Origin of the sequence: Bradyrhizobium sp. 521_C7_N1_3, from assembly GCF_052075975.1 — a bacterium.
Taxonomy (GTDB): Bacteria; Pseudomonadota; Alphaproteobacteria; order Rhizobiales; family Xanthobacteraceae; genus Bradyrhizobium; species Bradyrhizobium japonicum.
The window spans coordinates 3,469,196-3,483,522 of sequence record NZ_CP197232.1; the positions used below are offsets into that span (position 1 = coordinate 3,469,196).

13 protein-coding genes are annotated in these 14,327 nt (G+C 63.6%); 6 read left to right on the forward strand and 7 right to left on the reverse strand.

Going from position 1 to position 14,327, the window contains the following annotated elements; translation table 11 throughout:
- Positions 1–373: 373 nt before the first annotated feature.
- Complete coding sequence (locus tag AB7008_RS16140; RefSeq protein ID WP_014497036.1) at positions 374–745, reverse strand: helix-turn-helix domain-containing protein; 372 nt, start codon at positions 743–745, stop codon at positions 374–376.
- Positions 746–770: 25 nt separating this feature from the next.
- Entirely contained in the window at positions 771–1,820 is a 1,050-nt protein-coding gene (locus AB7008_RS16145) for a LysR family transcriptional regulator (protein WP_014497035.1), read from the reverse strand.
- Positions 1,821–2,302: 482 nt separating this feature from the next.
- Here AB7008_RS16145 and AB7008_RS16150 point away from each other — a divergent pair, with 482 nt between their 5' ends.
- Entirely contained in the window at positions 2,303–2,569 is a 267-nt protein-coding gene (locus tag AB7008_RS16150) for a hypothetical protein (RefSeq protein WP_028152051.1), read from the forward strand.
- Between the two features lie 207 nt (positions 2,570–2,776).
- Complete coding sequence (locus tag AB7008_RS16155) at positions 2,777–3,508, forward strand: cytochrome c biogenesis CcdA family protein (RefSeq protein WP_014497032.1); 732 nt, start codon at positions 2,777–2,779, stop codon at positions 3,506–3,508.
- On the opposite strand, the gene AB7008_RS16160 is transcribed toward AB7008_RS16155, so the two are convergent.
- On the reverse strand, positions 3,505–4,641 hold the full coding sequence (locus tag AB7008_RS16160) for a mandelate racemase/muconate lactonizing enzyme family protein (RefSeq protein ID WP_441259065.1): 1,137 nt from the start codon (positions 4,639–4,641) through the stop codon (positions 3,505–3,507). The genes AB7008_RS16155 and AB7008_RS16160 overlap by 4 nt on opposite strands.
- A gap of 22 nt (positions 4,642–4,663) precedes the next feature.
- A complete protein-coding gene (locus AB7008_RS16165; RefSeq protein ID WP_441261209.1) occupies positions 4,664–6,121 on the reverse strand; it encodes a sensor histidine kinase in 1,458 nt (485 codons plus the stop codon).
- 411 nt (positions 6,122–6,532) lie between these two features.
- On the opposite strand from AB7008_RS16165, the gene AB7008_RS16170 reads away from it, so the two are divergent.
- The 3 genes from AB7008_RS16170 to AB7008_RS16180 all read left to right on the forward strand — a co-directional run bounded on the left by AB7008_RS16170 (position 6,533) and on the right by AB7008_RS16180 (position 9,444).
- Positions 6,533–7,531 (forward strand): TRAP transporter substrate-binding protein, encoded by a 999-nt coding sequence (locus AB7008_RS16170; protein WP_028157038.1) that lies wholly within the window; start codon positions 6,533–6,535, stop codon positions 7,529–7,531.
- A gap of 81 nt (positions 7,532–7,612) precedes the next feature.
- Positions 7,613–8,128, forward strand: a complete 516-nt coding sequence (locus tag AB7008_RS16175) for a TRAP transporter small permease (RefSeq protein WP_028157039.1) — start codon at positions 7,613–7,615, stop codon at positions 8,126–8,128.
- On the forward strand, positions 8,125–9,444 hold the full coding sequence (locus tag AB7008_RS16180) for a TRAP transporter large permease (protein ID WP_248881931.1): 1,320 nt from the start codon (positions 8,125–8,127) through the stop codon (positions 9,442–9,444). The genes AB7008_RS16175 and AB7008_RS16180 overlap by 4 nt, the downstream gene beginning before the upstream one ends.
- A 42-nt stretch (positions 9,445–9,486) precedes the next feature.
- Here the strand turns inward: AB7008_RS16180 and AB7008_RS16185 are convergent, their stop codons facing one another.
- On the reverse strand, positions 9,487–10,761 hold the full coding sequence (locus AB7008_RS16185; RefSeq protein WP_304493276.1) for a serine hydrolase domain-containing protein: 1,275 nt from the start codon (positions 10,759–10,761) through the stop codon (positions 9,487–9,489).
- Positions 10,762–10,922: 161 nt separating this feature from the next.
- On the opposite strand from AB7008_RS16185, the gene AB7008_RS16190 reads away from it, so the two are divergent.
- Positions 10,923–11,840, forward strand: a complete 918-nt coding sequence (locus AB7008_RS16190) for an intradiol ring-cleavage dioxygenase (protein WP_441259066.1) — start codon at positions 10,923–10,925, stop codon at positions 11,838–11,840.
- Positions 11,841–12,066: 226 nt separating this feature from the next.
- Here AB7008_RS16190 and AB7008_RS16195 read toward each other — a convergent pair whose 3' ends face one another.
- Together AB7008_RS16195 and AB7008_RS16200 are read right to left on the reverse strand one after the other, a co-directional pair.
- On the reverse strand, positions 12,067–12,363 hold the full coding sequence (locus AB7008_RS16195) for a hypothetical protein (RefSeq protein WP_441259067.1): 297 nt from the start codon (positions 12,361–12,363) through the stop codon (positions 12,067–12,069).
- 224 nt (positions 12,364–12,587) lie between these two features.
- A complete protein-coding gene (locus AB7008_RS16200; protein ID WP_441261210.1) occupies positions 12,588–14,324 on the reverse strand; it encodes a protein kinase domain-containing protein in 1,737 nt (578 codons plus the stop codon).
- Positions 14,325–14,327: the final 3 nt, after the last annotated feature.

The window sequence follows — 14,327 nt, forward strand, 5'->3', positions numbered from 1 at the left end:
CCCCACGAGGACGAGGCCCGGACGGGCGCTCGCATTGGCAATTCACGCTCGCCGCGCCACGCGCGCCGATTCGCAAAAATCGGCGAGAAGCTAGAGCCCAGGAGTTGAGGTCCCACTAAGCACGGCAGTCGAAAGCCCGCGCGTTCGAGGCGGGGCGTCTCGATTGGGTCGCGGCAGGGGCGGGATCGGTTCGCGAAATCCGCGACAATGGCGGGCCGGGAAACCGGCAGCAAGAAATCCGCAAGAAAAAAGGGCGGCTTGGCCGCCCTGAAAGGAGAGCCGCGCGCAAGCGCGCGGACTGGGTCTCGTTCAATCCGGCCGCGCCCCCGTGACGCGGCGGATTGAACATCGGCGGTAAAGGTCAGAGCCCGGCTCAGGCCTCGTTCGCTGCGATCGATTCCATCAGCGAGACGAGCTGACGCTGCACCGTCTGGTCCTTGATCTTGCTGTAGGCGCGCAGCAGGCGGAGGCTGAAGGCGGAATCGAGGAACAGCAGGCTCTCGACTTCGCGCGCCTTGTTGTCGCCGTCATAGAAGAAGGTCACGGGCACATCGAGAGCGGTGGCGATCTGCTGAAGCCGAGCCGCGCCGACACGATTGACGCCCTTCTCGTATTTCTGGACCTGCTGGAAGCTCACGCCGAGTTTCTCACCGAGCTCGGCCTGCGAGATCTTCATCTCGACGCGCCGCAGGCGGATCCGCTTGCCAAGCTCAATGTCCGGCTTGCCGGCACTGCGCTGCTTCATTCTTTTCGCCGCTGTTTTCATACTCTCACCTTTGTTCTTCGGTTGAAAATCCCCCGAAGAGCTGGGTCAGGGGTTCGCCCATATACTCGTCCTTGAATTCATGCGGATGCACGAACTCTTCCTTAAACCACGGGAATCGCGCCGGATTGAAAGCCTCGATCAGCCAGTCAATCATGTGCCGAACGCGGGGAATCCGGCCGCTACCAGGGTGGTAGGACAACCAGATATCCAGCGGCCTGTTCAGCTCGACCTCCAGTGGAATCAACTTCCCGCCAAGCGCAATGGCGTAGCTCGGGAATACGCCGATGCCGGCGCCATTCGCGACCGCCCAATAATTGGCGCTTGAGACGTTGGTCTTCATGACCAGCAGGTCACGTTCCGGAACGCCTGGGAAGAAGCTCTCGAAGGTTTCCTTGGCGGCAAGCTGGTCGGCGAATTGCAGCACTAGGCGGTGCTTGATCAATTCGAGCGCCGAGCGCGGCGTGCCGTGTTTCTCAAGGTATTTTTCCGAAGCCCAGAACATCAGGTGCATGCGGCCGAGCCGCACCAGCTTGACGTCGAGCGCGGAGGGACGCGACAGATGGATGGCGACGTCGGCTTCGTGACGAGAGACGTCGGCCGAGCGCATCGCGCAGTGCAGGTCGACCAGGATCTTCGGATAGGCCTGCTGGAATTCGACCAGTCGCGGGGCGAGCCAGAACGTCCCGAGACCCTCGGTGACGGCCACGCGAACTTCGCCGGACAGGGCGTTGGCCGTCGAATCGCTGGTGCGCAGCACGTCGAAGGCAGCCGCCTCCATGCGCTCGACGGCGGAGACCACCAGTGCACCTTCATCGGTCAGATGCGTGCCGTGGACGTCGCGGGTGAACAGGGTGGTGCCGGTCTGGCGCTCGAAATCATCAATCCGGCGGCGGACGGCGTTGATCGACAGCGACAGGCGTTCAGACGCCGAGCGAAAACTGCCGCATCGAACGACTTCCAAGAATATGCGGGCCGCATCCCAATCGGAGAGGCCGCTGATGTTGATCTTTGGGCGTTCCTCCAGTGGAACGCCCCTTTCCGCCAAGGAGTGCATACAAGTCCCTTCGGGTTGCTAAACTGGCAGAATTGGGCGCAAACCACAACCACTGCGGGTTGGGGAACGGTGACTTTTGAACGCCATCGTTACCACCTCATCGGTGGTATCCGAGTGCTACCAAGGCTGAGAATCGAATCGGGCGACCGTCGTTGGAATGAGGGGTGTGGCGTGAGTTCCGTTGCGAGCCCTAATATGGCTGCAGGATTGTCGGCGCTTTCCGTCACGGCAGTCCTTGCGCGCGAGCTATCGCCGCGCGGAATGGGTCGATCATCCGATGCCGCGCGTTCGACTCCCGGCCACGACGATAATGGCGTCCCGCGCAGCGGGTCGATGTTCGCGGGAACCACGGTTTCCCGGCAAAATCATACTGAAATCATGTTCGGAGGCGTCGGCGCCTCGTGTTATTCTCGGTATCCCATGGGGGCCGAGGGGATTTCCACAAACACGTCTCGCAGGCCGAACTAACGGAAAGAACGCCGGTGTCGCATTCAGACGAACAGTTGCAGTCGGTGTTGGAAACGCTTGAGGAGTGCCGCAAGGTTCTCAACGAGAGCAACAACCGCGAGTCGGCCGAGCTGCTGTCCATCGTCATCCTCGACGTGCGGATGAAACTCAAAGGAATTGACAGTGCCGATCTCAAGGCGCTGTGCGACGAAATGCTGCGGAGCGCTGGAAGCGAACCGCAGCCCCCCTCCAAGCAGACGCAGGACCAGCCCCGGCGTCCGCTGCTCCGCGTGGTGAAGTAGCCGCGCCGCCGAGTCTCGCTTTTTGGCGAGGTTTGTGCGCGTCCCGATGCCGCATCTGTGATCGCAGGCGGCATCGGGAGGAGCCTGGTTTCGTGCGCCTCTGTTGTGCGCATTCCCCGGCATCGGCTACACCAGAGCCGGTTCGGCTCCCGCCCGCGCGCATTCCCGGCGCGCGGCCAAAGAGCCTGAGATGGCTCCGACTGCATCATGCAAAATGTCTCGATCCCGGCGGCGCTGATTGCCGGCCTCGTCAGCTTCCTCTCTCCCTGCGTTCTGCCCCTGGTTCCGCCGTATCTGATCTATCTCACGGGCGCCACGATCGAGCATGTCGAGAACAAGGAGCCGGCCTCGGCGTCCAAGCGCGCCATCATGATGTCGGCGCTCCTGTTCGTGCTCGGCTTCTCCACGGTGTTCGTGGCGCTCGGCGCCAGCGCTTCGCTGATCGGCGGACTGATCCGTGCCTGGTCGGCCGAGCTGTCGATCCTCGCCGGCATCGTCATCATCATCATGGGCCTGCACTTCCTGGGGCTGACGCGGATCGGCCTGTTGATGCGCGAGGGGCGCCTGACCGCGCCCAAACCTGTCGGCCTGTGGGGCGCCTATGTGATGGGCCTCGCCTTCGCCTTCGGCTGGACGCCGTGCATCGGCCCGATCCTCGCCGCGATCCTCTCGATCGCCGCGGCGGAGGCGACGGTGACGAAGGGCGCGGGCCTGCTCGCAGTCTATTCGGCCGGCCTCGGCATTCCCTTCCTGATCGCCGCCCTGATGATCGAGCAGTTCTCGAAGCTGTTCGCGCGGATGAAGGGCCAACTCGTCAATGTCGAGCGCGCCATGGGCGTCCTGATGGTGATCACCGGCATCGGCTTCCTCACCGGCGCGGTCTCGAATGTCAGCATCTGGCTGCTCGAGACGTTCCCGGCGTTGCAGACGATCGGTTAGGAGCTCACCGCGAAGCGCGCGAGCGCCTCGCGGTCGATCTCGATGCCCAGCCCCGGTCTGTCGGGCACCCGCACGACACCCTTCTCGTGCTCGAGCGGCTCCTTCAGGATTGCCTGCCGGATCGGATGCTCGGTGCGGTCGAATTCGAGCATCGGCTCGATCGGCGCAAGCGAGGTCGGTGTGTGTGACGGCAGCACGGCGAGAAGCTGCAGCGAGGCCGCGATCGCAATCCCGGTGCCCCAGACATGCGGATTGTAGCGGATGCCGAACGCCTCGCTCATGTCGGCGATCTTCTTGCATTCGGAGAGGCCTCCGGCCGCGCAGGTGTCGGGCTGGGCGATGTCCAGCGCATGCGATGCGAACAGGTCGCGGAAGCCGAAGCGCGTGAACTCGCATTCGCCGCCGGCGATGGGAATCGTCAGCGCGGATCGCACTGCGCGATAGCCCGCGACGTCCTCCGGCGGCACCGGCTCCTCGAACCAGCCGATGTCGTAGCGTTCGATCAGGCGGCCGAGCCGGATCGCCGCAACGGCGTCATAGGCGTGGTTCGCATCGACCATCAGCGCGACATCCGGGCCAATCGCCTCGCGCACCGCGCGGGTGACCGCGGCATCCTCGGCGATGCCGAAGCCGACCTTCAGCTTCACGGCGCGGAAACCCTCCGCGGCGTAGCCGGCCGCTTCCTCCGGCAGGTATTTGAGCGGATCGCCCGATTTGCGCCGGTAGAGCCCGGTCGCGTAGGCGGCCACCTCCTTGCGCGCGGCACCGCCGAGGAGCTGATGCGCGGGCACGCCGAAATGCTTGCCCTTGATGTCCCACAACGCGATGTCGATGCCGCTCAGGCCCTGGATCACGACACCTTTCTGGCCGTGATCGCGCAAGCGGGCGTAGACCATCTGCCACAGCACGTCGGTGCGCAGCGGATCCTCGCCGATCAGCCAGGGCGCGATGCTCTGTACCACCGCCGCCGTCATCCGCGCCGGCCCGTAGCATTCGCCCCAGCCGGTCAGGCCGTCATCCGTCTCGATCTCGACCAGCATCGCGGTGCGCGTGTCGTACCAGGCGCGCGAATAGGCGAAGGGTTGCGAGAGCTTTGCTTCGAGGATGTGCGAGCGCACCTTGGTGATCTTCATTGCCAATGTTCCTTCAATCCGTTCACCGCGCTTCGTCCAGTACGCACATCACCGTGCAGACGACGCCGCGCGGCAGGAAGTCGACCGTCGCCTCGCCGCCGAGCTGGTCGCGCGCGCTGCGCTCGATCAGGCGCGAGCCGAAACCGCGCTGCACCGGCTCCGTCACCGGCGGTCCGCCGATCTCGCTCCAGATCAGCCGCAGCCGCGACTTCGGCGTGTCGGCGATGACCTCCCAATCCAGCGTGACCCGGCCGGTCTCGTTCGACAGCGCGCCGTATTTCGCGGCGTTGGTGGCGATCTCGTGCACGATCATCGACAGCACCACGGCGAGCCGCGGCGACAGCGGCACGGCGGGGCCGGCCATGCGGATGCGATCGGGATTGCTCAGCAGGAACGGCTGGAGCACGCGCGCGATCACATCCCTCAGCTCCGAGCCCGCCCATTTCTCCTGGCTCAGGAGATTATGCGCCTCGGCGAGCGCACCGAGCCGTCCCTCGAACTTGGTCCGCTCGTCCCGGCTTGAACTTCGGAAGGTCTGCACCGCGATCGCCTGCATCAAGGCCAGCGTGTTCTTGACGCGATGGTTGAGCTCCTCGATCAGCAGATTGTGCAGCATCTCGCCGCGCGCGATCGTCGTCGCCATCCGCACCGCGAAGGTCAGGCCGGTCAGCAGCAGGATGCCGCCGATCAGGCTGGTAATCGCGATGTCGCGCCAGAGCGGGGCGATCAGCGAGCTCTCGGCGACACCGGCCACGACCGTCCAGCCGGTCAGCCGTGACCGCGTATAGGCGGAGGACAGCGCGACGCCGTCGAGCGAAACGCTGGAGAGCGTCGCCTCCGGCGTCCGGGCCATCGCATCGTTCAGCGCGCCGGAGGCCTGCTTGCCGAACGTCTCGGCAGGATTTGGCGCGCGCGCGAACACGCGACCCTTGGTGTCCAGCAGCGACACCGTCCACTGATCGTTCGGCCGCTGCTGCTCGACCAGTTTCTGGAATGTCGCGATCGGCGGGCTGAAGGAGAGCGCGTAGACGACCTCATCGTTGCGCAGCACGGGAACCTCGACGGTCACGATCGGCCGGTTCTTGGTCGAGCCGGTGAACAGGTCGGAATATTGCGGCGACTTGCTCGCAAAGACCCGCTCGACGATGTCGCGATTGTTGCGGGGCGGCAGGTTTGTCGTTTCATGCGTGACGGTCGAAAATAGCTGGTGCCCGCTCCCATCCGCCACCAGCAGGACGCTGTCCTCACCATATTGGCTGATGAACCCGGTCGCCAGCCGGCGGAAGTCGTCGAAGTCGCCGCTTTGCAGGGCGTTGCTGAGCGCCAGCACCTGCAAGCCGCCGGTCATCCGCAGCACTTCTGAATCGAGCACGAGGCGCATGCTTCGCACCGTCTCCAGCACGCGTCGTGTCGCGTCGCTGCGGTCCTGGCGGTAGTTGGAATAGGCAATCCCAACCGCAAAGACGATCAGCGGCAACATCGTTCCCGTGACCAGAAGAGCGAGCCGGACCGGCAGAGTGAGCTTTGACAAACGCGGGCGTCCCGGTTCCAGCGCAGCGGCGCCGGATTATGATTTTGGGGAGACCATACGGGCGAGACTTGCACCGCGCCACGATTTTCGCGTCCGGCGGGCCGCGCGCAGGTCCGCACGTCTTCCGTCTCCTGCGAGAGTGGCAGGCCGCCCATACGGCCTGCCGCGCGCCGGCAGGGGCGCGCGAGTTGCAGTGCAACAGGTCGCGCAGAAATGGCCCTGCGACGAAGAGTACCTCCAGGGCACGCGAATTGGCTTCCGTCCCGCCGCAGTTTTTCATACCCTCCCCGAATGCCGGCCGCGTACCGGCTGCGCTCACGGCCCGGTTACAGGGGCGGAGCATCACAGGGAGGGGAGACGATGAAGCGCAGATCATTTCTCGCTGGTATCGGTGCGACCACTGCGGCGGCCACGATTGGCATGCCGTCGATCCTCAGGGCGCAAGCGCCGATCACGCTGAACGGCGCGGTCCAGTTCAACGACGACCACGCCTTCAACCGGGCATTGATCCGGTTCGAGGAGCTGGTGAAGAAGTACTATGGCAAGCCCGTCAACTTCACCCTGCACAAGAACTCCTCGCTCGGCCTCGAGAAGCAGTATTTCGAGTATATGTCGCAGGGCAAAGCGGTCGATTACGGCATCGTCTCGCCGGCTCACATGTCGACCTTCGCCAAGGCGGCTCCCTTCATCGATGCGCCCTTCGTGTTCAAGGGCATCGATCACATGAACAAGGTCGTCGAAGCCAATATCCTGGCGCCGATCGCCGACGAAGTCGCGGCGAAAGCCGAGGTCGTCCTGATCGGTTATTCCGGCGGTGGCATCCGCAATATCTTCGCCAACAAGCCGCTCAAGAATCTCGCCGATCTCAAGGGCCTCAAGGTTCGCGTGCAGGGCGCGCCGATCTGGTCGAAGACCTTTGCGGCGGTCGGCATGAGCCCGACGGTGATCGCCTATAACGAAATCTACAACGCGATCCAGAACGGTGTGATATCGGCCGGCGAAAACGAAGCCGCCGGTGTCGAGGCGATGAAGTTCTACGAAGTGGCTCCGCATCTCAATTTGACCCAGCACGCCGTCTCGATACGGCCGATCTGCTTCTCGGTGAAGACGCTGAAGACATTGCCGAAGGATTTGCAGGACGCGATCATGAAGGCCGGCAAGGAAGCCGGCGACTATGGCCGTCAACTGGAGTCGAGCGAAGAGGTGATCAAGCTCGACACGCTTGAGAAGGCCGGCAAGCTCAAGCGCGTTCCGTTCGAGGAGCGGGACGCCATGAAGAAACTCGCCGACCCCGTGATGGCCACCTACGCCAAGGAAATCGGCGCGGAAGGCATTTTCGAGAAGATCAACGTCGCCTGACCTCTCCATGTCTACCGACGCAATATCGGGGCAAGCCTTGCGGCTTGCCCCTTTGGTGATGATTGCCACCGCGGAGCTCCAATGACCGAAATACCTGTTGCGGCGAACCCGTCGCTATGGCGCCGAGCAACGGCGGCCTATGCGAAATTGCTCGAAATCCTGCTCGCGGCCTGTGTCGGCATTCTGGTCATCCCGGTGACGCTGCAGATCATATCGCGCTACACCCCGCTCATTCCCTCCTACATCTGGACGGAGGAGATGGCGCGCTTCCTGTTCGTCTGGACCATCATGATCGGCGCCATGGTCGGCATCCGGGAGGCCCAGCATTTCGAGGTTGACGTCTGGCCCGATCTGTCACGGCGGTCGGAGGCTCTGGTGCGAATCCTCGCCCGTTTCGGCGTGCTGGCGCTTGCATTTGTATTTGTGTGGGCCGGTCTCGAATTCACGCGGTTCGCCTGGAACAGGACGTCGGAGCTGGCTGATCTGCCGCTCTGGCTGATCCACGTCGCCTGGCCGGTGGCCGGCGTAACGTGGATCGTGTTTGCGGGCGAGCAGATTCTCGACGAAGCGCGGATTCTGGTCGGGGTGAAGCCATGAGCGGGAATGTTCTGTCCGCCGGACAGGCGGCGATCGTCCTGTTCGGGGTTTTCGTTGGCCTGCTGGTCGTCCGCGTGCCGGTTGCCTTCGCACTTGGCCTTGCCTGCGTGCCGATTCTTTTGATCGAGCCTCACCTCTCGATGATGATGCTCGCGCAGGAAACCTTCAACGCCTACAATTCATTCATCCTCTTGGCAGTGCCGTTCTTCCTGCTCACCGCCAATCTGATGAGCATCGGCGGCATCACCGATCGGCTGGTCGCGCTGTCGCGTTCGATGGTCGGACACTGGCCGGGATCGCTGGCGCAGATCAACGTTGTGCTCTCGGTGTTCTTCGCGGGCATCTCCGGCTCCTCGACCGCCGATGCGGCGAGCCAGTCGAAGATCTTCATCGATGCCCAGACCAAGGAAGGCTACGATCTCTCGTTCTCCATCGCCATCACCGCGGTGTCCGCGGTGCTCGCCGTCATCATCCCGCCGTCGATCCTGATGATCGTGTGGGGCGGACTGATCTCGACGTCGATCGCCGCGATGTATCTGGCCGGCATCATCCCGGGCCTCCTGATTGCCGGCGCCCAGATGGCGACCGTGCATGTCTACGCCGTGCGACGGGGCTATCCGACCTATCCGAAGGATAGCTGGCGGGACATGCGCTGCGCGATCTGGCGGTCGATACCGGCGCTGATAACGCCGTTCATCATCGTCGGCGGCATCCTGCTTGGATGGTTCACCGCGACCGAATCCGCCTGCGTTGCGGTGCTCTATTCCGTGGCGTTGTCGGCGTTCTTCTATCGCGAGACCGGTTGGCGCGAACTGTACAAGGCGCTGCTCGACACCGGACGCCTTGCCGGCGTTGCGCTGTTCTGCGTGGGGACTGCGAGCGCATTCGGCTGGTTGCTGGCCTACTACAAGATTCCGCAGGAGCTTTTGGCCAATGTCTCGACCTGGGGCATGGGCACGGTCACAGCGGGTTTCTTCATCGCCTTCTGCTTTCTGGTCGTCGGCTGCTTTCTCGATGCCATCCCGGCGATCGTCATTGTCGGCACCGTGCTCGAGCCGCTGGCCAGGTCCGTCGATCTGCATCCGGTCCAGTTTGCGATCATCTCGATCGTCTCACTGGCTTTCGGGTTGGTGACGCCGCCTTACGGACTGTGCCTGATGATCGCCTGTTCGATCGCTGGCGTGCGGCTGCGCTACGCCCTGAAGGATACGGTGATCATGCTGGTGCCGATGCTGCTCGTGCTGGCAGCCGTCATCATCTGGCCCAGCGTGTCGCTGTTCCTGCCGCGCCTGATCGTGCCGGAGATGTTGAAGTGAGCTGACCCGCGGCCCGGTGGCCGCGGGGTCCCTTCATTTGCGTTACAGATTGCTCTCGGTGATCGCGGCATAGACCATGCTGCGCAGTTCGCGCCGGAGCGGATAGGCGCTCGACGGCAGCACCTGCGTCATGAAGATGGTGATCAGCTCTTCGGCCGGGTCGATCCAGAACGAGGTCGTGGCCGCGCCGCCCCAATTATATTCGCCCGGGCTGCCGGCGATCAGCGTCTCCGCCGGGCGCATGGTCACGGCGAAGCCGAGGCCGAAGCCGATGCCGTTATAGGTGGCTTCGGAGAACAGCGAACGCGACACTTCCGGCAGCGCGCGTCCGCCCGGAATGTGGTTGCTCGTCATCAGCGCCAGCGTCTTCGGCCCGAGCAGGCGGACGCCACCCAGTTCGCCGCCATTGAGCAGCGCGCGGCAGAAGGTGAGATAGTCGGCGACCGTCGAGCATAGCCCGCCGCCGCCCGAGATGAACGAGGGCGGCGACAGGAACGAGCTCTTGGTCGGATCGTCCTGGAGCGTCAGGCCCTCGCGGCGTTGGCCGGCATGGAAGGTCATGCCGCCACCCGGATCGGCTGAATAGCAGGCCGCGAAGCGATGCGCCTTAGCGGCCGGCACGTGAAAATCGGTGTCGGTCATGCCGAGCGGATCGAGGATGCGCGTTTTAAGGAACTGCTCGAAGGGAATCCCGGAGATCTTTCCGACGAGATAGCCGAGCACGTCGGTCGCCACCGAATAATTCCAGGAGTCGCCCGGCGAGAATTCCAGCGGAATTTTTGCCAGCGCCTCGATCATGCTCTGCAGCGTGCCTGACTTCTCGACCTCGCCGATCTTCTCGGAGCGATAGGCGGCATCGACGTTGGAACGCTGCTGGAAGCCGTAGGTGAGGCCGGCGGTGTGCCGCAGCAGGTCGACGATCAGCATTGGCCGGGACGGCGGCCGGGTCAGGAAGGCCGGCGCGGTGCCGGCGACGAACACGCCGAGATCCTTCCATTCCGGAATGTATTTGGCGACGGGCTCGTCGATCGCGACGAGGCCTTGCTCGACCAGCATCATGAAGGCGACGCTGGTGAGCGGCTTGGTCATGGAATAGATGCGGTAGATGGTGTCGTCCTTGACCGGCGCCTTGCGCTCGACGTCGGCAAAGCCCTGCACCGAGCTGTGGGCGACCTTGCCGCGGCGGTAGACCAGCAGGTGCGTGCCCGGAAAGCGGCCGGCATCGATGTAGCGGCTCTTCAGATGCGCATCGACGCGGTCGAGCGCAGCCTTGGACATGCCGACGGATTCGGGCGAGGCGGGGGTAGGGGCGAGCATCAGTTCCTCCGGGCGTTTTGTCGGAAAGTTGATAGCGAAATGCCGGCCCCATTCCAAGCCGGTTGCGCTTAACGCGGCCCCGCCGACTGGTGTAGGCTGCACTCTGGAACGCCTCCAAGGAGCCCGTCCGGGCCAACGAGAAAACTCAGGGCAAACGCACCATGACCCAGTTCAACGAGACCGAACTCACCGAAGCCGTCGTCAAGAGCTTCGACAATACGCCTGATGCGCGGGTAAAATTCCTGCTCCAGGAATTGGTGAAGTCGTTGCACGATTACGTGAGCAAGACCGGTCTCACCTTCCCGGAATGGGAATACGCCATCGATTTCCTGACCCGCACCGGCCACAAATGCACCGACACAAGGCAGGAATTCATCCTGCTGTCCGACGTGCTCGGGGTCTCCATGCTGGTCGACGCGGTCAACCACAGGGATCGCGAGGGCGCCACCCAGACCACGGTGCTCGGCCCGTTCTATGTCGGCGAGCACAAGGTCACGGCCCACGGCACCGACATCTCACCGAACAATCAGACCGGCGAGCGGATGTTCGTGCAGAGCCGCGTTACCGACCTCAAGGGCAAGCCGCTTGCGGGCGTTCCCGTCGACGTCTGGCATGCCGACGATGACGGCTTCTACGATTCACAGAAACCGAACTACGACGAGGTCGGTGCCTCGGCGCGGGCGCGCTTCATCACCGACAGCGACGGCCGCTTCTTCTTCCGCACCATTTTGCCGTGCAGCTATCCGATCCCGACCGATGGGCCGGTCGGCGAGATGATCATGCAGACCAAGCGCCATCCGATGCGGCCCGCGCATGTGCACTTCCTGGTCAATGCGAAAGGCTATGAGCCGCTGATCACCCACGTCTTCATGGACGGCGACAAATATCTCGATTCCGACGTGGTGTTCGGGGTCAAGGACGACCTCGTCGCCAAGGTCGAGCCGCGCAACGATCCCGCGATGCCCGACGGCTCCAAGGCAAGCGGGCAGTGGCATCTGATGACCTACGAATTCCACCTCAAGCCAGGCGGCGGCATGGCGCCGAAGCCGTTGGGGGTGAAGGCCGAGGAGCCGGCGTGAAAGCTCCCCGCTGGAGCGCACATTCGGCCGCTCGGTGGTCAGGGCGCGTGCGACGTCCGCTGTGCTTCTGGTAGCTGATCAACAGCGGACCTCGCTGGATGTCCGGGTTGGGCCAACAAAAAACATACTGCGAACATAAAGAACACGCGAGCCGAGCCGGCCTTAACGCCCCCGGAGCGTCCCGATCAAGCAGGACCGATACCGTCGGTTCGTGCAGCGCGTGGGGTCACATGCCACTCCCTCCGCCACCGCCGCCGCCACCACCAGCTTGTCTGGACGCTTCGAGATTTCTGTCCAAACGACTGGGTTCGTTAGGCGCGTAACCGAAAGCTCCCGGATAGCCCTTCTTCGATCCCATTGTTTGCGGCTCATGCAGCGGAGCGTAGCCGGTGACGCCCGCGTGATGTCTCTTAGAGATCTTATGCTGCAGACCAAGTGCTTTGCCTGGTACACCCTGCGCAAGCGCGGCTGGTGCGGCGGCGATGAGAGCGGCGGCACAAAGTGCGATGATCGTTGTCTTCACTTTTCGGTCCTCCCTCCTTGAAACAAAAGAGCCCGCGTAGCCGATTCAACGCCGTCGCGACGGCATAGTCGAGCGTAAAAACGTCTAGCCGCAATCAACCTTTAAACCCGGCTAATCGCGCGATGTTTGGGCTATTTGGCCGATGTCGCATATGGGTCACCAGCGGCAATGCTCTGACGAACGATAATGTTTCCACTTGGCCACTAGAAGCGGACGTCTGCGCCCTATCGCCCGTGCAGCAGCGCCAGCAGCACCACGACGGCGCACGCCAGCGCTGCCGTGGTCAGCTTCCAGAACATCAGCGGGCTGCGCTCCAGGAGCGGCGTGATCCGCGTGTCGAGATAGGCCGGATTGGGCGTGCGAAGCTCGAAGACGAATTCGGACAGGTCCTCGTGCCGCTTGTAGGGATCGGGATGGAGCGCGCGCTTCAGCGCGCCGTCGACCCAGGCCGGCACGTTGCGGTCGTCGTCGGCCGGGCGATATTGCAGTCTGCGCACGTCCGCCTTGCGCCGGATCCTGGCGATCTGGGTGCCATAGGGAAGCTTTCCCGTCAGCATCTGGTAGCAGATCACGGCCAGCGAAAACATGTCGGAGCGCGGCGAGCCGCCTTGTCCCAGAAAATACTCCGGCGCCGTGTACTGGACCGTTCCCAGGATGTCGTCGGCCTCGTCTTGCGGCGCCGCCTCCGCGACGCCCGCGACCCTGACCGACCCGAAGTCGATGATCTTCGCGGTGCCCGTCTTGTCGATCAGGATGTTGTCGGGCCTGAGGTCCTGATGCAGCATTTCCATGCGGTGGAAGGCGCGCAGCCCCGCGGCGATCTGCTCGACCAGCCCACGGACGGTTTCGAGATCGGGGCGCGGATTGTCGGTCATCCACTGCTTCAACGTCTGCCCCTCGACGAATTCGGTCGCGACGTAGAGGTAGCTGCGCCGTCTCGACTGTGACAGCGGCTTCAGCACGTGCGGGCTGTCGATCCTGCGCGCGATCCACTCCTCCATCAGGAAGCGCTTGAGATAGGCGGCGTTGTCGCGCAAATCGATCGACGGCAGCTTGAGCGCGACCGGCGCCTCGGTCTCCACATCGACGGCGAGATAGATATGACTGCGGCTGCTGCCGTGGATTTCCCTGATGATCCTGTAGCCGTCGAAGACCGCTCGCGGCTCCGGCAGTGGCGGAAGCGGCAACTGCGACGTCTGATTGAAGATGCCGGCCGGCTCGCGCTGCGGCACCGCGTCGATGCGCAGGATCTGGACGGTGATGTTGTCGTCGCTGCCGCGCCGGTAGGCTTCCTCGACGATCGCCTTTGCCGCCCCGTCGAGCTCGGCTGCGTGCTCGCCGAGTGCGCTGGTGATGAAGCGCTGGTCGACGAATTCGTAGGCACCGTCGGTTGCCAGGATAAAGGTGTCACCGGCCTCGATCTCGACCGTCTGGTAGTCGATCTCGAGCTGCGGATTGATGCCGAGCGCGCGGCCGAGATAGGTCTGCTCCGACGACACGATGATGCGGTGATCGTCGGTCAGCTGTTCGAGCGCCCTGCCGGCGACGCGGTAGACGCGACAGTCGCCGACGTGGAAGATGTGCGCGGTGGTCGCCTTGATGACCATGGCGGTCAGGGTGCAGACATAGCCCTTGTCGCGGTCATAGGCATATTGGCTCTTGCGCGTCTGCGCGTGCAGCCAGGAATTGGTCGCGTCCAGCACGCGGCGGGCGGAGGTCTTCACCGTCCAGGATTCCGACGTGCAGTAATAGTCCATCAGGAAGCTCTTGACCGCCGACTCGCTGGCGATCTGGCTCACCGTGCTGCTGGAGATGCCGTCGGCGAGAACGGCCGCGATGCCCTTCAGGCTGAGGAGCGGCTCTTCCGGAATCAGGACGCCGTGAAAATCCTGATTGACGGGCTTGCGCCCCTTGTCGGAGTGCTGGCCGACAGAGATCAGGAGTCCGGGGGTCATCGTCATCAC